Here is an 18,439-nt window from a genome sequence, read left to right as displayed (position 1 = left end):
TCCTCTTATTGTTTAGTTTGTAAATATTCATAAAGCTTTGTGCTGAGGTAATTGACGATGGTGTCTTCCTCTCTGGATTCCAGAACAGCCACACATTCTTCCTCCTCAACAATCAGCGAACTCAAGTAACTCAGTGATTCGAGACCCTCCCTGCTCATATCCGCCGGTGCGAGCATAAGCAGAATGGTGTGTACGTCAGCGTGTTCCCCACCCATATCGACAGCCTTCACCGGCTCATGAGTGAAGTGAACTGTAAAGGATGGCTCTTTCACCGCCTCACTGCGTGTATGGTACAACGCAAGGGATGTACCAGGGATGGCGAGCCCGCCTTTCTGCTCCCGTTCCAGCAAGGCTTCCAGAACAGCAGGACCGTTTGGAATGACACCGTCTGCAGCCAGGCGATCCGTCATCGCTGTCAACACACTGGGTATATCATAACCATCTGCCTCCAGAACACGGAGCCTGTTCAGCAGATGATCAATAACATCAGCAAAGCTCCTCCAGCTTTTCAGCCTGTCTTTCACCTGCCGGAAGTCCACCCGGGTCAACGAGGGTTTCGGATCCTTTTTCGCTTCTTTCAAATGCTGAAACACCTGGACACGCCGGATGGTGTGCTCCAGCTTATGAACATCCTTCTGCGGCAGGACCGGGCTCACCCTGACATAGTCTTCTATATCCGGGAGTTCAATCGTAGAAACGATCACATCATAATTTTCCTTCACCATATCCTTCAGCTCAAAAAGAGAACGGTGCTCTACGGTTTCTATCTCATGGAACCGTTTTTGAAGCTTGGCGGCCAGAATCTTAGCTGTCCCGATTCCGCTTGAGCAGACAACAAGGATATCCAGTCCCCTTCTGCCTTCCAGCTTTAAGAGAGCGGAGGCGAAATGCATGACAACAAAGGCCACTTCTTCTTTCGGAAAGTAAAGATCAGGAAAAACTTCAGCAAGACTTTCTTCGATATGGACGAAAAGCTCCGGGTAATCCACCATCATCTGATCGGTAAACGTGTTCTCAATCCCCATCTGGTGCTGAAGCCTGTATAAACTCGGCTTCAGGTGGGCCACCAAATCGTGGAGCAGGCGGTCGGACTGTTGAAAATGGATGCCTGTCCGTTTCGTAACTTCTGTGATCAGCTGTTTCGTCTTGAACGCTACGCTCATACTTGAATCTTCAAGTACCGAATGACGGTCATAACGCGCTTTGGCTCCCATCAAGTGCATCGTAATGAAACCTGTCTCCGCTTCCGGGATGTCCAGTTGAAACGCATCCGCCAGCATCCGTGTCAGCTCCCTGGCAAATTCAAACTCCTTGGAGTGCCGGAGCTTATCCAGCTGTTCTTCTTCCATAAGAATGATTTCCCCGTATTGAATCCGTTCGATCGCAAGCCCAAGATGGATGACCAGAGCAATATAGGCACTGTCTGCGAGTGGATAATGCAGTTTGTCCCTCAATTGATCAACATGGGTTTCAATAAGCGTCAGCTTGTCCGGCTGAACAAATTCAAGCACCTGACCGGAAATGGAGGAAACAGGCTTTTTCTCCGCCTGCATATTCTGCTGAAGAATCGAGAACAAATCCAGTTCATTCAAGTGTTTCATGATCAGCGAACTGATCGCCTTACGGATACCCGATTCAGCTCCGTTGACTTCCACACCGTACCCACGCCTGCGGACAAGCGTAAGATCAAAACTCTCCAAATGGATTTCCACTTTATCAAGATCATTGCTGGCGGTCGCTGACGTTACTCCTAAATCCGCAGCTAAAGCGGACAATTTCACGGGCTCACGCGATTCCAACAGCTTCGATAAAATAAGCACCTGGCGTTCTTCCGGCGTATAATCCACCGTTTCCTGCTGGTGAAGCTCCCGTTTGAACTGTCGGCGGTTTTCAAAGGGGCCCTCCAGAGTCAGCCAGCCTCCGGATTGTTTGGATAAATGGAGCCCGTACTCCTCAAGAACACTTTCAATTCCCTTCAAGTCACGGTGGACGGTTCTCGTGCTTATACCGAGATCCTCAGCCACCTGTTTGATCGTCACGGTCTCTTCCCTCGAAAAAAGCTGCTCTAAAATCTTTCTTTCGCGGGCTGTCACATACATCTGCCTCACCTCCCTCGTTGACAACATTTAATTAGTTTATTTTCTATATTTCCATCTTAGCCCGGTTCGTAAGGGTTTTCAACAGAAAGTAAACCCACTATCGTCACGATGGCTGTGACAAAATTAAAAAAGAAAACATCCTCCAACAGAACTCCGACGGTTGGATCAGGCGCGTGCCGCATAACTGTGAATGCTTGCGGTAGGACGGAAATGGTCTTATCACGTGAAGGCACGAGATATAATATATTTTGATCAAACAAAAAAAGGAAGCCGCCCGGGCTTCCTTTTTTTGTGCTTATTCGTCTTCTTTCAATTCATTGACCAATTCATCATAGCGCGGGCTGTTCAGGAAGTTGTCCACGGAAATATGATGGGCTCCTGGTACACGCTGCATCGCACGCTCCGTCAAATCTTTGTGCGTGATGACAATGTCCACATCGGACGGCAGGTCATTGATGGCCATGTTCGTCACATCAATATGAATGCCTGCCTTTTTGAATTTGTTCTTAAGGAGAGATGCTCCCATCGCACTGGATCCCATGCCGGCGTCACAGGCGAAGATAATCCGGTCGATTTCCTTCTCATTTACAGCTGGCACTTCTTCTGTGTTTCCAGACGTTTCCGGCTGCTCATTTTCTGAAGGTCCTTCATTGTTCTGCAGTTCATTGACAAGCTCATCATAGCGCGGGCTGTTCAGGAAGTTGTCCACGGAAATGTGATGGGCTCCTGGTACACGCTGCATGGCACGCTCTGTCAAATCTTTGTGCGTGATGACGATGTCCACATCAGATGGCAGGTCATTGATCGCCATGTTCGTCACATCGATGCTGATTCCTGCTTTCTTGAATTTATTTTTAAGAAGAGATGCTCCCATCGCACTGGACCCCATACCGGCGTCACAGGCGAAGATGATACGGTCAATATCCCCTTCCCGTACAGACGGAACTTCTTCTGTATTTCCAGAAGAAGCCTGCTCTTTAGAAGCTTCTTGTGTTCCTTCATCCTTGGTCAACTGACTGGAAACAGAACTCTTCTTCCCTTTCATCTGCTCCATCTGAGCTGTCGCCTGGTTCAAATCATCTTCGTCCTCTTTCTTGCTCAGTTTCAGAATCAAGGAAGCGACAAGGAAGGAAGCGAGGGCGGCAATCAATACACCTGCAATGACTCCCAATAGATCTCCACGTGCTGTCAATGTCCCGATAGCGATAATACTACCCGGAGACGGTGTAGCTGTCAGTCCGACACCAAGAGCGGCAAAGGTTGCTGTCCCTGATACACCACCTGCAATAACAGCTAGAAGCAGGGCCGGCTTGGATAGAATGTAAGGGAAGTAGATTTCATGAATCCCACCGAAGAAATGAATGATTGCAGCACCAGGTGCTGTCTGGCGGGAAACCCCTTTTCCAAAGATCGTAAAGGCTAACAGGACACCAAGTCCAGGTCCTGGGTTGGACTCAAGCAGGAAAAGAATTGATTTTCCAAGATCCTGCGTTTGATCCACTGCAATCGGGCTCAGGATGCCGTGGTTGATGGCGTTGTTCAGGAACAAAATCTTCGCTGGTTCAATAAAGACGTTGACCAGAGGAAGCAGTCCGGCACCGATCAGGAACTCTACAGCACTTCCGAGAATATTCGTCAGACCAGCCATAACCGGTCCGACCACATAATAACCAATGATAGCAAGAATACCTGCGGCAATACCGGCCGTAAAGTTGTTGATCAACATTTCAAAACCGGATTTCACTTTACCTTCAAACAGTTTGTCTACATATTTGATGACAAGGCCACTGAATGGACCAATCACCATGGCTCCAAGGAACATCGGAATGTCTGCTCCAACGATAACCCCCATCGTCGCTGTCGCACCAACCACTCCTCCTCGCAGACCGTGGACAAGACGTCCACCTGTAAAACCAATCAATAATGGAAGGAGATAGGTAATCATCGGACCGACCATTTCGGCTAAATCTTCATTTGGAAACCATCCATCTGGTATAAATAAGGCGGTAATAAGTCCCCATGCAATAAATGCGCCGATGTTCGGCATGATCATACTACTTAAAAAGCTGCCAAACTTCTGTACCCGGGCACGAAAACCAGCTTGCTGCTTTTCACTCATAATGTTTCCTCCTCGTCTCTTTCGTGTGTTTCTTCTGTAACCTTATGATAAAGCGGTTACAACTCTTATCTCAAGACAATCTAAACGCATGTTTGTCACAGATGTCATGACAGGATTAAAAAAGCTGTCATGGCGCGGTTTACAAGCCCTCCACAATCATCAAAACTGGAATTCGATCCCAGATTTTGTTTGAGTTTCTGCTCACAGGGAACGTTTACACAAGATAATAAGGACAGGAGGAATAGGACGATGAATGCAGCTCAACTACTGATTCAATGCTTGGAAAATGAAGGCGTCGAGTACATGTTCGGCGTGCCGGGTGAAGAAAATATTGATGTGATGGATGCTGTTTTGGACTCATCCATCCAATTTGTCACAGCAAGACACGAAACGAGTGCAGCTTTTATGGCAAGTACGTATGGACGTTTGACCGGAAAACCCGGTGTCTGCCTGGCCACGCTCGGGCCAGGTGCTGCCAATCTATTAACAGGCGTGGCCAACGCAAACATGGACCACTGCCCATTGATTGCGATTACCGGTCAGGCAGGCCTTGATCGTCAGCATAAAGAGTCCCATCAGTACTATGACCTTGTCGATATTTATGAACCTGTGACCAAATGGAATGCCCAGATCAAGACAGGTGAAATGATTCCGGAGGCCGTACGGAAAGCATATAAAGTTGCCGCGGAGGAAAAACCGGGGGCGACGCACATCGATCTTCCCGAAGATATTGCCGAAACCAAAGTAGAGGGCGCTCCGCTGCCAATCAGCCGCTCCACTCTGCCGGTAGCAGAAACGTCCGTGATCCAGGAAGCAGCGGAAATTATAAAGAAAGCACGGTTTCCACTCATTTTAGCCGGAAATGGAGTGACCAGGGCAGGAGCTTCTGAGGAACTCAAGGAGTTGACCGAAAAAGCCTCCATTCCTGTTGTCCATTCCTTCATGGGGAAAGGGGCACTCTCTTGGAAGCATGAACACAATCTGTTTGCAGCAGGTAGCGGGACAGATTACATTACCTGCGGATTCAGCAAAGCTGATTTAATCATCACGATCGGCTTTGATATGGCAGAGACACCTCCGGAAAGCTGGAACCCTTCCGGCCGCACCCCTGTCCTCCATATCGATACGGCAACAGCTGAAATCGATTCCCACTATCCTGTCAAGGTGAATGTCATTGGGAACATTCGTAAAAACCTGGCTCAGTTGAATACATCCCTCTCAAGTCAGGAGCGGGACCTTTCATGGGCGGAACATGTGCGCAGTCAGATGCTTGAAGATATGAACGCCCATAAAGATGATGACTCCTTTCCTTTGAAACCGCAGAAAATCATCTCCGACCTGCGCCTGACTTTGAAGGATGAGGACATCGTTATTTCCGACGTGGGCGCTCATAAAATGTGGATGTCCCGCCTCTATCCGGCCGCCCTACCTAACACGTGCCTGATTTCCAACGGGCTTGCTTCCATGGGAGTAGCTGTACCCGGCGCTGTAGGAGCTAAGCTGGCTCACCCGGATAAAACGGTTGTAGCCGTGTGTGGTGACGGCTCTCTTTTGATGACAGAAGCAGAAATGGAAACGGCAGTAAGACTCCAGCTTCCTCTGATCATTCTGTTATGGCGTGATGAAGGCTACGGATTGATTGAATGGCATCAAAAGAAGAAATTCGACCGCTCTTCCCATATCGGTTTCGGAAACCCCGACTTCCCCAAACTTGCAGAAGCATTCGGTTTTGAGGCTCTATCAGTAGAGAAGGGCGATGCTCTTACAGAAACCCTTCAACATGCCATTTCTTTAAACAGGCCTGTACTGATTGACTGCCCTGTCAATTACGGTGAAAATATGAAGTTGACGGAAAAACTAAACCAAATCCAATGCGACTGAGTGGTTGGGTAGGAAAGCAGCTTCATTGAATGAATAAAAATAAGCGGAGCCTGATGGCTCCGCTTTCCAGGCTGTCGAGAAATTTATCGGCAGCTTTTTTGATCGTTTCTTTTTCTTCTTGTTCCCCATGTATGTAAGAACATGTCCAAGAGATTCTTTTCATATAAAAGGGGTAGCTCCCAGAAAAGACCTATACTTTTTCTCTGCTTTCTTTACTGGATATGAAGAGGTCCGAAGGTATATGATTGACTTCCCGACTCCATCTCGAATGTGAAAACATCCCCACGCGCAACAGGTCCTACTCCCTCCGGTGTACCCGTGAAAATGATATCTCCCCGGCCGAGCCCGAGATGGCCTCCGATCACGTCAATAAGCTCCCGCAGGGAAAAAATCATTCGTTCCGGATACCCATTCTGAACGATTCTTCCGTTTTTAAAAAGGGAAAATGCCCCCTCACGAAAAGCCTCTTCCCCTGGGAAAGGCACAAACCGACTGACTACAGCTGATCCAGGAAAGCCTTTCGCCATTGTCCAGGGATGACCTTTTTCCTTGAGCTTCGACTGTACATCTCTCGCTGTGAAATCGATGCCGAGGGCGATGCCGTCGAGCATTGCATCGAGCGATTTATCCGGATGGTAGTCCTCTCTCATCCTTACAACCAACTCTCCTTCAAAGTGGATCTCCCCCTGCTCAAATGGTAAGTGGACTTCCCCCTCCGTTGTATGTAACGCGTGGGTCGGCTTCATAAAAATGAGCGGCTCTGACGGCACCTGATTGCCAAGCTCTTCCGCATGCTTTTTATAATTGCGCCCTACACAATAGATGTTGCGGATTTCCTCCATCTTCTTTCAACTCCTCCCTGTTTTCCTGCTTTCTCCAGTTTAGCACAGGAACCTGGAGCTCTTACGGAATATCCCTCGAATGTATACAGATTTTCCACCCTTTACACGTTTTTCAACAAGCAGGCAATCCATTACCATAAAAAAACGCAGAGCAAAAAGCTCTGCGTTTACGTGGAAGCTGGAATCCAGCGTTTATATGGTTGTTTTCTGAGATGACGGTCAGCGAAATCCTTGAATTCCTGCTGCTGTTCGACGGAAGCAAAATATCGTTTCGGCAGAATGATCGTCTGCTTATCCTTCGTATACAGGACAAACATCGTTGACACTTCATTCAACGTCGCAATTTCTTTCCATAAGTAGCAGTGACTCTGCTTTTTTATCTTTTCGGTAATGCCTTTATCATCAATCGTATACGTCCATGCATTTTTGGCATAATAATCGGCTTTGTAAACGCCTGTCGAGCGGAGATGGAGGACAAACATCATGATCAGGAAGACAAAAGCAGCCGGGATCAAGGCATATCCTATAGAAACCAGTCCCTTCTGCCACCAGGCTCCATCCACAGATCCGTAAAACAATATCGTAAACAGCACCATTGTGCTGAACAAAGTCCATAATTTCATGCGTTTAAAATGAAAAGCGTGGCATTTCTTAAATTCGTTCAATTGAAGAATGCCGCTGATTTGAATTCCCTTCTGGATATTCATGGTGTACCCTCCCTTTTAAAAGTCTATGCTAAGAGTAGGGGTTATCCTGACCTTTAGCAACCATTATGCTTAAAAAAACGCACCCCAATTTATGGGATGCGTTGAAAAAGTCAGAAGGAAACGGCCGCTTTTTCTGCTTTTTCCAGACCTTCTTCAATGATGCTTTCCGCACGGTCTGGGAATTGGTTATGCCCCTCAATAACGAGCGTCGTAATGTCTGATATGCCCCAGAAACCAAGAATGTTTTCCACGTAGTTAACCGCCATCTCAGCAGATTGAGCGGGTCCTTCAGAATAAACACCGCCTCGGGCGTTCAAAACAGCCACTTTTTTATCAGGAAGCAGCCCAACAGGTCCTTCCGCCGTATAACGGAATGTTTTACCTGCTTGAGCTAGATAGTCAAAGTAGGTGTGAAGAACTGCCGGTATCGTAAAGTTCCACAATGGGAAGGCGAAAACGACTTTGTCCGCTTCCAGGAACTGGTTTAAATATCCATTGACCGTCTTCGTGGCTGCTTCTTCGTTTGGAGTCAGTTCCATCCCTTGAGACAGTTTGAACATGCCGTTGATTTTATCGGTATTGTAGTACCCCAGATTTTCTTCAAACAGATCCAGCTCTTCAATTTCGTGATCCGGATGATTCTCTTTATAATGATCCAGGAACGTGTGATACAGCTTCACACTCACGGATTGTTCAATTGGTCTAGAATTTGCTTTAACAAACAATACTTTTGTCATTAAAAAATCCCTCCAGCATATATTCAGGCCTTCCGCCTATTTAGTTCGAATTCATAATGTTGCTATACATACTATATAACAATCATCATGCTAATCGTCTTCGTTGAATATGTCAATCATCACGCACTCAGGGATGCACATACGACATAATACCCATTTTTATCCAAATTGGTTTAACACGAATAAAACCCGGCTATAGAGCTAATGTGCGCACAGGAAATCATTAAATAGAAAGGATGTATACGTATGGCAGATCGTTATAAGACAGGCGAAAAAGCTCCTGAATCAGGTACTTATGAATTTGATGGTTTAGCCGATGGCCGCAAGAATAATAACGTTACGGAAGATGAAAAACATATTGAACTCAGCAGCGGTGATACATTCCCACCTCTCCGTTCAAGTAAGGAAGCAGCCTATTGGAAAAAAGCCAAATAAAAAGAAACCTGAACCCCTTTCATAACTGGGTTCAGGTTTTTTTCTTCCCCTGGATCACTTTAAACCGACTGCCTTTGGCGCCTGGTTTCTCTTCAAAAGATGTGATGGCGGCCCTCACACCAATGGAAAGGGAGCCATCGGCCTCTACTAAAAATAAGGTTCCCGGTTCTTTCACCTCAACGGAACGAACGTTATGCCTTGCAAAAAGCTCCTGCAGCTCCTGGATCAGTTCTGTTTTACCGTATGTGAAACCCATTTTGGATCACTCCTCGTCTAGTCTTGTTACTAGTAGGTTATGTAGAAGAAATAGAAACATGCCACTTCTCTATGACAAGAGGGCCGTTGAAAGGCACGGTCGTTGACATATCGATAATCCTCGATTAATATAGGCCTATGAAAAATTACATCGATATCTTCAAAGTATTAGCCAACCAGACAAGATTGGATATGCTTATGTGGTTGAAAGATCCTGAAAAGCATTTCGATAAGCCGACCGCTCATCTATCTAAGAACATCAATGAAAAAGGCGGCGTCTGTGTCGGAGATATTCAGGAAAAAGCCGCCCTTTCCCAGTCGACGGTCTCCCATTACCTGGCGATGATGCAGCATGCCGGACTGCTGGAATCCGAACGCCATGGCAAATGGACCTATTACCGGAGACGTGAGGAAAAAATTGAGGAAGTCGCGGAATTTATAAAAAGAGAGCTTTAAGCTCTTTTTTTACCACCGATATATCGATAATTTTAGATATGTAGATATGAGTTCAAAGGAGGAACTTTTCATATGAAAATCTGGATTTATTTCATTGCTCTGATGGCAGGCATTTCCCTCAGTATCGAAGGAGCTGTTTATGGAGAACTCGGAAAGACCATTGGAAAACTTGAAAGCAGCTTTTATAATTTCGCAGCCGGATCCATCATTCTTGGACTTATTGTACTCTTTTTTGGTAAAGGAAAGCTTTCTGCCACCACCGAAGCGCCCAGGTGGCAGATGAGCGGCGGACTGCTGGGCATCATTTATTTAACTATATTAATTTTTGCCATACCGGTGGTCGGTGTAGGTGCCGCCATGATCAGTGTCATTGTCGGGCAGCTTCTCATGAGTCTGCTGATTGAATCGAGAGGATGGCTTGGAAGCCGGGCCGCTCCTGTTCCTAAAGAAAAAATCTTTGCTGTTGTCCTGATGACTATTTCACTGTTTCTCATTTATTAAAGGAGGATTCTTATGGGCTTATTGATTATCGCAGCCTCTGTGGCAGGGGGTACACTACTCAGTTCACAAAGCTCCATCAATGGAGCATTAAGCAGAAAAGCCGGCACGTATGAAACGACCTTTTTCACGTTTATAACAGGAGCACTCATGCTTGCTCTGCTCGTCCTTTTCTTCGGCAGTGGCGACGTTATGAAAATTCTGGAGGCTCCTGCCTGGCAGTTGAGTGCTGTATGGTTCGGAGTCGGCTACTTGTTTCTCACCGTTCTCGCTGTTCCGCAAATCGGTGTCATTGCCACCAACATTTCCACCATCATCGGACAACTCGGCGCCGGAATTCTGATCGATCACTTCGGATGGTTCGGAGGGCTCCGAATTCCCCTGGACGGGGAGCGTATCGCAGCGTTCATCCTTCTACTCGCCGCTCTTTGGCTGATATATAAAGCCGATAAAAAGCAGATCAAAAAGGCATAAAATTTGTAGAAGTTTGTAACCTTCTGTATAATCTATCACTATGAATAAGACCTTCCACTATAGTGGAAGGTCTCTTTGGTAGGTGTCTTATGCTGAATACAACTTTTTTGTCAAACTTGAATGAAAAGATCGAAGGCGTCCGGGCTAAAATGTATGAAGCCTATGAAGATGGACGCAGCTATGAAGAACTCCTCAAAATCTCCCAGGAGCTTGATGACCTGTTAAATCGTTTAGAACAAATAACAAAATAAAAAGGATGCCTGACTCACAGGCATCCTTTTTCATGCAGATATAACTTTATTTCTCCCCGAGTGTTTCGCCTCATATAACGACTCGTCTGCTTTTTCCAATAATCCTTTCGCTGTTGACACATGGTCAGGATATGTACTCACCCCAATAGAGACCGTAATGAAAATCTTTTCTCCATCAGGGAGGAGAAACTCTTGGTGTTCCACCGTCCGCCGAATGCTTTCTGCTTTCGCCCTGCCGGCTTCATTGCTGCAGTCCAGAAGGATAACGGTGAACTCTTCTCCACCGTTTCTGGATACGATATCAAAGGATCGGGTTACCTCATTCAAGGTACTCCCCAGCTGCCGCAGTACTTCATCACCGGCCGCATGCCCATATGTGTCGTTCACGCGCTTAAAGAAATCAATGTCGATGGCAAGCAGAGTCAACGCTTCTTCTTTTTCCACGGCGTTTCTCACACTATGGTTCCAGAGGCGGTCAAACTCCCTTACATTATATAACCCAGTCAAATAATCGACGGATGACTGCTCTTCATACGTTTTAAAAAGATAATGAGACCTCCGCAGGTAATGGACGAGGTAGGAAGCCAGCATCCCACCGATAAATGAAATCAGCCAGTAGATGGGAATGAGAAACTGCAGTGTGCCCCAGTCCCTGATCACCAAGGAAATGACAATCGAAAAGACAATGTTCGACCAGAGCAGCATTTGAAAGGAGGATTTGAGCGGACTCTCCCTGTGATGAAGCTTCCGGTACAGCCACATATACCCGATAAACAAGAAAATCATTAAGATGACAGCGGCCATCGAAGAAAGATTGACCCCATACAACAGCCGTCCGGAAGCAATGATGACAGCACTCAACAAAGCCGGGCGGATCCCTATGTATAAGAGCAGAAGCATGACGGGGAGATGGCGCAGATCAATAATCGTCTGTTCTGTCACCTGTATAGAAAAATACATCAGCAAAATGCCAAGCAATCCGCCTGCAACCCCGTCGATCCACTGACTGTTCTGTTTAGAAACCGCAGGCAGCAGTTTCGTCCACCGAACTTGCAGATACATAAAAACGAGGGCAATTACGATGCAGATATTTATAAAAAATTCCTGAATGATCACAAACAACCTCATCCCTCTTTCTCTTCTTGCACCCATTTGTTCTATTATCGACATCTTCCAACAGATTTGTCTATGAAAATTGTCATTCCTTTGTAAAAGAAGATGTACAAAACGTATACACATCTGTGTATCACGGTCTTTCTTCCTATTACAAAACCAGTCATTATGTGGTAATAATAGAGTATAAACAACGACGATTATAAGAAACAGCCCCCTGATGTTCAGGTCGTTTCCTTTTGTGAATGGAAGGGTATACGTATCAAAATAAAATAAACGAGACACGATGAACTGTGATTTTTAATGTGGGCACTTGAATCACAGGGAGTGAGTAGTGCAACCGGCTCCGCTCAGGAGGCATAACCATGAGTAAAACACCCCCGCGTCCTATGGAAAGCAGTGACGATAACAAAAACCACATCGTTCACCTGAAAGCTTCGTCAATCAAAACCTTGTCGGACCCCCTTCTCCTACTGACCTACCGTCAGGCTGCCGAGATGGGTCTGGATCAAGACTTTCTTTACCTTATCTGTAAAGAGTTGAAAGACAGGGGGTTCTCCATTGAATGCTCCTCTAGCTACGGATGACAATGGATAATTTATAGCTCACCCGTTGATTAAGCTCTACCAGCCATTCATCCAGCACCTCATTGGAAGGAAAACGGCATTCCAGTAAATAGCACCCCTCCCCGCTGATTTTATAATTATTCCTGACGAATGATGGATGGTTCTCAAGAAATGTAAAATAGGGTTGATGATTCAGGCTGTCTGTGTAGATATTCAAAAAACAGTGGACAGGATAGCCCATCTTCTTTTCATTCACGCGGACTGTATAGGATTCAATCAGCCCTTCGTCTTCTAATTTCAAGACTCTTGCCGCTGCTGCCTGTCCTGTGAGATGGACATGAGCGCCCAGCTCCTTCATCGTCATCCGGCCATCTTTTTTCAGCTCTTCTATAATTTTCTCATCCGTTTTGTCCATGATTTCTGCCTTCCTTTCATATTTCAACTCTTTTCAGCCAAACACTTGATTAATGTGGTGTACTCCTATTTCCCTTCATAGTACGCTATTGTCAACAGAGATAAAAGGAGGAAGGCTTTATGAAAATCAAGCTGATTCGAAATGCAACATTACAATTGAACTATGGAGGAAAAACCTTCTTAATCGATCCATTCCTTTCCACACAGGGAGCGATGCCGGCTTTTCCAAATTCGCCGCATCAGGATTTAAGGAACCCGACCGCCCCCCTGCCTGTTGATGCCGAAAGTCTGACCGATGTGGACGCTGTCTTCATCACCCACCTTCATCCTGATCATTTTGATGACGAAGCGAAGGCTGTTCTAGCCAAAGAAACGCCTCTGTTCGCTCAAAATGAGGAAGACGTGAGAGCTGTGCAGGACGCAGGATTCACCCATGTCCACTCCTTCCAAAATGGTGTGGATATAGAAGGCATCCGGATTACCCGCACCCCGGGACGTCACGGATCGGAAGAAATGACAGCTATAACGGGAAAGGTGTCCGGTCTCCTTTTTGAAGCAGACGGTGAGAAAAGTCTTTATATTGCCGGGGACACGGTTTGGTATGAAGAAGTCGAACAGACGCTGGCCTCCCGCCGTCCTGATGTCATCGTAGTGAACGCGGGGGCCGCTCAATTTTTAGAGGGCGGGCCGATTACGATGACGAAAGAAGATGTCACAGCTGCCGCCCAGGCTGCACCAGAGTCCGAGATACTCGCTGTGCACATGGAATCCCTGAACCACTGCCTGTTAACTAGAGAAGAGTTGAAGTCTTATACGAGCGGTTATCCGTCTATTCACATCCCTGAGGATGGAGAGACGCTGACCTTTTGATCCTTTTCCCTCCGGACCTGCCGGAGGGTTTTTTTATGCCTGACAAAAGGAATAGTCACACCTTCCACCAATATCCAACAGCGTTTTACATTATGTTAATTGTCAGACAATTCAGATGTTGATATAGTGATAAAAACAAAGGAGGCGATGATTGTTGCAGATCAATCAGGACAGGTATAAAGATCATCTCATGACACTTGCGGAGATCGGGAAAATTGGAGAAACGGGTGTGAACCGGCTCGCCCATTCCAAGGATGACCGGAAAGCGGTTGATGTCGTACAAGGATGGATGGAAGAAGCCGGGCTGACGACCAGAATTGATGGTTTCGGCAATTTGATCGGTCGTACAGAGGGCACCGAGCCTGATCAACCTATTCTCATGATGGGGTCCCACATTGATTCCCAGCCGTACGGGGGCCGTTTTGATGGAACCGCCGGAGCTCTTGGAGCGATTGAAGTTGTACATACAATGAAAGAGCAAAACATAAAGCCGGTACGCACGATTGAAGTGATCTGCTTTGCTGATGAAGAAGGATCCCGATTTAACAAAGGCGTATTTGGTGTACGCGGCCTCATCGGTCAGCTGGAGGAAGGGGAGATACTTCGAAAAGATAAAAACGGGATGACCCGGCTCGAGGCTTTAAGGGAATTCGGTGTCGAACCGGATTTATCGGAAAGTCCCGTCTACAAGCCAGGTGATATTGAAGCTTTTTTAGAGCTTCATATTGAACAGGGGCCTGTCCTTGAATCAAAAGATAAGCCTGTAGGCATCGTTTCAGCCATCTCCGGACCGATCTGGCTTACGGTTACCCTGGAAGGCTTCGCCGGCCATGCCGGATCTGTACCGATGCATTTAAGACAGGATGCCATGCTCGGTGCTGCCATCATTACAAAAGAATTCAATGAACTTGTCCGCAGGGAAGGAACACCAAATACCGTCGGAACGGTCGGAAGCATCCAAAATTTCCCGAACTCCAGAAACATCATTGCTGAAAAGGTCGAGTTCACCATTGATTTGAGGGATATCGACCTGGACGCGAGAAACCGCCTGGAAGAAAAACTCTATCAATTAATAGAAAAAACAAGTAAAGAATTGAACCTCGACTACTCCATTACAGAAGATACCAAGAGTGATCCCCGCTACTGCGCGGACTGGATTAAAGAGATTATGAAGAAGCACGATGAACAGCTTGGTTATCAATCTCCCACCCTCATGAGCGGTCCGTTTCACGACGCCCTGTTCATGTCCTATATCAGTGATTACGGCATGATTTTTGTGCGGTGTGAAAAAGGGATCAGCCATAACCCGCTGGAATATGCAGAAATGGAAGATCTACAAAAAGGGGTGGAACTGCTTTATCATACAGCGATGGAAATTGCCGGAGCTTAGAAAGGGGGAACGTATGCACGCAGACAAAATTTTTATAAACGGTGAAATTGTCACAGCGGACGAACATTTCCATGTGTATGAGGCACTTGCAGTCCAGGGGGAAAGCATCCTCAAAGCGGGAAAGAACTACGAAATCATGAAAACCGCCGGCGCCCTCACAGAGGTTGTCGACCTAAAGGGCAGAACGCTCATGCCCGGATTCATTGACGCCCATGTCCATCTCGAGCTTTACGGAACGAATGTCCTCGGTGTCAACTGTAAAAAACCCCGGACGATTCCTGAAGTTCTGAAGGCACTGACAGAAAGGGCTGCGGAAACTGCTGAAGGCCAATGGGTGCGCGGCTGGGGCTACAATCAAAACGAACTGGCCGAGAATCGGCATCTAACGAGGTGGGACTTGGACAAAGTGTCCACCTCCCATCCGATCATAGTTGTCCGGACGTGCGGACACATCTCCTGCGTAAACACCAAAGCCTTGGAGATGGCAGGAATCGAGGAAACCACTCCAGACCCGGTGGGCGGGTCTTATCACAAAATCAACGGACAGTTGAGCGGCCTGCTGCTGGAAGCCGCTCATATGATCGTCTTCCAGCACGCGGACTACAGTGAAGAAGAAGTTCTCCACGGATTAACACTTGCTTCTCAGGACTTCTTATCCTACGGCATTACAAGTGTTCATGATGCCGGCGGTTATGGGACGAAGCATATCCGCTATTTACAGCAGGCTGTCCAACAAGGCATCGTGAAGCAGCGCGTCTATGCTCTGTACGGTTCCCTGTCCAACGCTCCGGAAATGGTTCGTGCGGGACTGGAAAGCGGCATTTCAACAGGCCTTGGTGATGAATGGTTCAAAATTGGACCGGCGAAGCTTTTTATTGATGGGAGCAGCAGCGGTCCTACCTGCCGTACAAGAGAACCCTATAACAGCAACCCCGAAGACAGAGGTATATTATACATCACCCAGGATCAACTCGACGGACCACTTCTGGAGGCCCACCATCGTGGCTGGCAGATAACCGCTCATGCGATGGGCGATGAAGCCGTAGACATGATGCTGCACACCATTGAGCGAGCGCTCGATCAGGCACCAGCAGCTATTCCCCGCCACCGGATCGAGCATGCAGGAATCGCACCTTCCGACCTCGTCGAACGGATTCGAAACACCGGGGCGGTTCCTATTCCGAACCCATCGTTCCTTTATGAATTCGGTGATGGCTATGAGAAAGATTATGGAGAACGCATCAACCATATGTTCCCGTTAAAAAGCTATTCGGATCCATACATTCCTTACGCCATTGGGTCAGACAGTCCGATTACCACTCCAAATCCTTTTTACGGCCTGTATGCAGCGGTCACCCGGCGCAGTAAAAGCGGCCGGATCATAGGAGAAAACCAGACGGCTCCACTAGAGGAGGTGATCCGGGCTTATACGTGGGGCGGCGCTTACGCTTCGCAAGAAGAACATAGGAAGGGAACGCTGGAACCAGGCAAAGCGGCCGACCTTATCCTACTGAATCGTTCCATTATGAAATGCCCTGCTTCCGCGCTTCCGGATATGCAGGTCGAAATGACTATCCTGGATGGAAAAACCGTGTATACGTTACAAAAGGAGGACGTCTATTGAGTAAACAACGCTTTATAAAAATCTACTGTCTATCCCTCGCCATCCCTTTCCTGTTGATGGTTTTCCCGCTTTTCACCCTTGGTAACCGGGAGACGCCCTTCATCATGGGTCTCCCCTTCTCGGTATTCTGGGTGATTTTCTGGATCCTGATCACCTTTGTCATTGTATTATTTCTTTATCGTCTCGATCCGGACAAAGATGAAAAGGGGGTCCAGTAAATGGCTCAGTGGCAGATTGCAATGATTATGATGATCGCTTATCTTGTCATCGCATTATTGATCGGCGTACTTGCCGGCCGTAATCAGGATAAGCAGTCTCTGGAAGAATTCACGACAGCTAAAGGGAACCTCGGTCTCTTCGTCATGTGGTTTTTAATGGGGGGAGCCGTCTTCAGTGCCTTCTCTTTCCTCGGGGCTCCGGGGTGGGCCTTCTCCAGAGGTGCTCCAGCGCTTTATATCATCACATACACCGCTTTCGCTATTTTACCTTGGTACATCATTGGTCCGAAAATCGGACGGATCGGACGGAAACATAACATATATACCGTCGCCGGCTTCATGCAGCTGCGTTATTCCAGCCGTGTGCTGGCCATGATGATCGGAATCATTGCCCTGCTCGCCTCTATCCAGTATCTGGCTACTCAAATGAAAGGAATGGCTTACATCTTCAGCATTATGACAGAGGGCCGCATTCCTTTCTGGCTCGGTGCCTTATTGTCCTACGGCATTGTCGTCGTCTATGTAGCAACCGGCGGTCTGCGGGCAGCCGCATGGTCAGATGTTTTCCAGGGCATTCTAATGATCATTATCTCCTGGACGGTAGGATTGACCATTGTGAACCAGCTCCACAGCAGTGTTCCAGATATGTTCAGGAATTTAACAGAGACCGCTCCGGGCTTCCTTCAGATCGGCGCGGAGGGATCGACGATGAGTGCGATGGCTTATACGACAACGATTCTCGTTTCCACCATCGGCTTTCTCATGTGGCCTCATTTATTTTCTAAGTCCTATGCCACGAAAGCACGGACCATTAAGAAGACCGTTCTCGTCTATCCTGTATTCGCCCTGTTCTTGATCCCCTTGTTGTTCGTCGGATTTTCAGCTGTCAATGTCATTGATCCGTCCCAAATTGGATCACCTGACGAGATTCTCCCTTACTTGATCACGACGGTCCTTACACTGCCAGGCTGGGTGTACGGTCTTGTCGGAGCCGGTGCCCTGGCAGCAGCCATGAGTACAGCCGATGCCATTACTCACAGTGCTTCCCTCGAATTTACCGACGGGTTTGTAAAGAATATCAAGCGTGACCTTTCCTCCAAAACCACCCTTTTAATCATGCGGATCGGTGTGTTTGTCATTGGTGGACTCGCCTATGTGATTACTGTTTTTGGAGGCCAGGGATTGATTGCCCTCCTGCTTGGTGCATACGGATCGATCGTCCAGTTCGCCCCGGGCGTATACGGAGCGCTCTATTCGAAAAAAGTCACAGAACCCGCGGTCATTACAGGGTTGATCACCGGTACAGTCGTGAACTATTATTTCCAGCTCGTTGCACCGACTACACCGCTGGATATTAACCCAGGGATTCTCGGCCTGATCTGCAACATCGGCCTTGTCGTCATCATCAGCGGATTCACACAAGGAAAGGAGCTTCCGATGGCGGAGGAGTACCGCAAAGTCGGATCCTGATAGCGGAAGAACACATGTCC

The 18,439-nt window shown here is 47.4% G+C and carries 20 protein-coding genes and 1 riboswitch; of the genes, 12 read left to right on the top strand and 8 right to left on the bottom strand.

Features of this window, described 5'->3' with window-relative positions:
• Positions 1 to 5: 5 nt before the first annotated feature.
• Both H615_RS0102345 and H615_RS0102340 read right to left on the bottom strand, forming a co-directional pair.
• Entirely contained in the window at positions 6 to 2,099 is a 2,094-nt protein-coding gene (locus tag H615_RS0102345; RefSeq protein WP_027953651.1) for a BglG family transcription antiterminator, read from the bottom strand.
• Positions 2,100 to 2,394: 295 nt separating this feature from the next.
• Positions 2,395 to 4,218: a PTS mannitol transporter subunit IIBC gene (locus H615_RS0102340; protein ID WP_027953650.1), complete on the bottom strand. Its 1,824-nt coding sequence runs from the start codon at positions 4,216 to 4,218 to the stop codon at positions 2,395 to 2,397.
• Positions 4,219 to 4,467: 249 nt separating this feature from the next.
• On the opposite strand from H615_RS0102340, the gene H615_RS0102335 reads away from it, so the two are divergent.
• Positions 4,468 to 6,099: an acetolactate synthase large subunit gene (locus H615_RS0102335; RefSeq protein WP_027953649.1), complete on the top strand. Its 1,632-nt coding sequence runs from the start codon at positions 4,468 to 4,470 to the stop codon at positions 6,097 to 6,099.
• Between the two features lie 212 nt (positions 6,100 to 6,311).
• Here the strand turns inward: H615_RS0102335 and H615_RS0102325 are convergent, their stop codons facing one another.
• The 3 genes from H615_RS0102325 to H615_RS0102315 form a co-directional block, all read right to left on the bottom strand.
• Complete coding sequence (locus tag H615_RS0102325; protein ID WP_027953648.1) at positions 6,312 to 6,941, bottom strand: fumarylacetoacetate hydrolase family protein; 630 nt, start codon at positions 6,939 to 6,941, stop codon at positions 6,312 to 6,314.
• Positions 6,942 to 7,108: 167 nt separating this feature from the next.
• On the bottom strand, positions 7,109 to 7,648 hold the full coding sequence (locus H615_RS0102320; protein WP_027953647.1) for a YcxB family protein: 540 nt from the start codon (positions 7,646 to 7,648) through the stop codon (positions 7,109 to 7,111).
• Positions 7,649 to 7,758: 110 nt separating this feature from the next.
• On the bottom strand, positions 7,759 to 8,385 hold the full coding sequence (locus tag H615_RS0102315; RefSeq protein ID WP_027953646.1) for an FMN-dependent NADH-azoreductase: 627 nt from the start codon (positions 8,383 to 8,385) through the stop codon (positions 7,759 to 7,761).
• A 246-nt stretch (positions 8,386 to 8,631) separates the two neighbouring features.
• On the opposite strand from H615_RS0102315, the gene H615_RS0102310 reads away from it, so the two are divergent.
• Positions 8,632 to 8,820 (top strand): YjzC family protein, encoded by a 189-nt coding sequence (locus H615_RS0102310; protein WP_027953645.1) that lies wholly within the window; start codon positions 8,632 to 8,634, stop codon positions 8,818 to 8,820.
• A 31-nt stretch (positions 8,821 to 8,851) separates the two neighbouring features.
• On the opposite strand, the gene H615_RS0102305 is transcribed toward H615_RS0102310, so the two are convergent.
• Positions 8,852 to 9,076: a hypothetical protein gene (locus H615_RS0102305; RefSeq protein WP_027953644.1), complete on the bottom strand. Its 225-nt coding sequence runs from the start codon at positions 9,074 to 9,076 to the stop codon at positions 8,852 to 8,854.
• A 137-nt stretch (positions 9,077 to 9,213) separates the two neighbouring features.
• Here H615_RS0102305 and H615_RS0102300 point away from each other — a divergent pair, with 137 nt between their 5' ends.
• The 4 genes from H615_RS0102300 (at position 9,214) to H615_RS21940 (ending at position 10,754) form a co-directional block, all read left to right on the top strand.
• The gene (locus tag H615_RS0102300) at positions 9,214 to 9,531 is read left to right on the top strand and encodes an ArsR/SmtB family transcription factor (RefSeq protein WP_027953643.1); all 318 of its coding nucleotides are present in this window, start codon (positions 9,214 to 9,216) and stop codon (positions 9,529 to 9,531) included.
• Positions 9,532 to 9,603: 72 nt separating this feature from the next.
• Complete coding sequence (locus H615_RS0102295; RefSeq protein WP_027953642.1) at positions 9,604 to 10,032, top strand: DMT family transporter; 429 nt, start codon at positions 9,604 to 9,606, stop codon at positions 10,030 to 10,032.
• Between the two features lie 12 nt (positions 10,033 to 10,044).
• Complete coding sequence (locus H615_RS0102290) at positions 10,045 to 10,503, top strand: DMT family transporter (protein ID WP_027953641.1); 459 nt, start codon at positions 10,045 to 10,047, stop codon at positions 10,501 to 10,503.
• 89 nt (positions 10,504 to 10,592) lie between these two features.
• The gene (locus H615_RS21940; RefSeq protein ID WP_084162951.1) at positions 10,593 to 10,754 is read left to right on the top strand and encodes an aspartyl-phosphate phosphatase Spo0E family protein; all 162 of its coding nucleotides are present in this window, start codon (positions 10,593 to 10,595) and stop codon (positions 10,752 to 10,754) included.
• Positions 10,755 to 10,784: 30 nt separating this feature from the next.
• On the opposite strand, the gene H615_RS0102280 is transcribed toward H615_RS21940, so the two are convergent.
• A complete protein-coding gene (locus tag H615_RS0102280) occupies positions 10,785 to 11,870 on the bottom strand; it encodes a GGDEF domain-containing protein (RefSeq protein ID WP_051254621.1) in 1,086 nt (361 codons plus the stop codon).
• A gap of 268 nt (positions 11,871 to 12,138) precedes the next feature.
• Positions 12,139 to 12,222, top strand: a riboswitch (cyclic di-GMP riboswitch).
• A gap of 10 nt (positions 12,223 to 12,232) precedes the next feature.
• On the opposite strand from H615_RS0102280, the gene sda reads away from it, so the two are divergent.
• Positions 12,233 to 12,454, top strand: a complete 222-nt coding sequence (sda, locus tag H615_RS0102275) for a sporulation histidine kinase inhibitor Sda (RefSeq protein WP_027953639.1) — start codon at positions 12,233 to 12,235, stop codon at positions 12,452 to 12,454.
• Here the strand turns inward: sda and H615_RS0102270 are convergent.
• On the bottom strand, positions 12,441 to 12,851 hold the full coding sequence (locus H615_RS0102270; RefSeq protein WP_027953638.1) for an Lrp/AsnC family transcriptional regulator: 411 nt from the start codon (positions 12,849 to 12,851) through the stop codon (positions 12,441 to 12,443). The two genes, sda and H615_RS0102270, sit on opposite strands and share 14 nt — an antisense overlap.
• Positions 12,852 to 12,967: 116 nt before the next feature.
• Between H615_RS0102270 and H615_RS0102265 the strand changes: the two genes are divergently transcribed.
• From H615_RS0102265 to H615_RS0102245, 5 genes are all read left to right on the top strand, one after another.
• Positions 12,968 to 13,717, top strand: coding sequence for an MBL fold metallo-hydrolase (locus H615_RS0102265; RefSeq protein ID WP_027953637.1), 750 nt, complete (start codon positions 12,968 to 12,970; stop codon positions 13,715 to 13,717).
• A gap of 154 nt (positions 13,718 to 13,871) precedes the next feature.
• Positions 13,872 to 15,107, top strand: a complete 1,236-nt coding sequence (locus H615_RS0102260) for a Zn-dependent hydrolase (RefSeq protein WP_027953636.1) — start codon at positions 13,872 to 13,874, stop codon at positions 15,105 to 15,107.
• 13 nt (positions 15,108 to 15,120) lie between these two features.
• Complete coding sequence (locus H615_RS0102255; protein WP_027953635.1) at positions 15,121 to 16,731, top strand: amidohydrolase; 1,611 nt, start codon at positions 15,121 to 15,123, stop codon at positions 16,729 to 16,731.
• Positions 16,728 to 16,949, top strand: coding sequence for a DUF3311 domain-containing protein (locus H615_RS0102250; protein WP_027953634.1), 222 nt, complete (start codon positions 16,728 to 16,730; stop codon positions 16,947 to 16,949). The genes H615_RS0102255 and H615_RS0102250 overlap by 4 nt, the downstream gene beginning before the upstream one ends.
• The gene (locus H615_RS0102245) at positions 16,950 to 18,419 is read left to right on the top strand and encodes a sodium:solute symporter family protein (RefSeq protein WP_027953633.1); all 1,470 of its coding nucleotides are present in this window, start codon (positions 16,950 to 16,952) and stop codon (positions 18,417 to 18,419) included.
• The last annotated feature ends 20 nt before the right edge of the window (positions 18,420 to 18,439 follow it).

Source organism: Halobacillus kuroshimensis DSM 18393, from assembly GCF_000425705.1.
Classification (GTDB): Bacteria; Bacillota; Bacilli; order Bacillales; family Halobacillaceae; genus Halobacillus; species Halobacillus kuroshimensis.
Note: the sequence above shows the minus strand (reverse complement) of the source record. Positions and strands in the feature narration are given on the sequence as shown.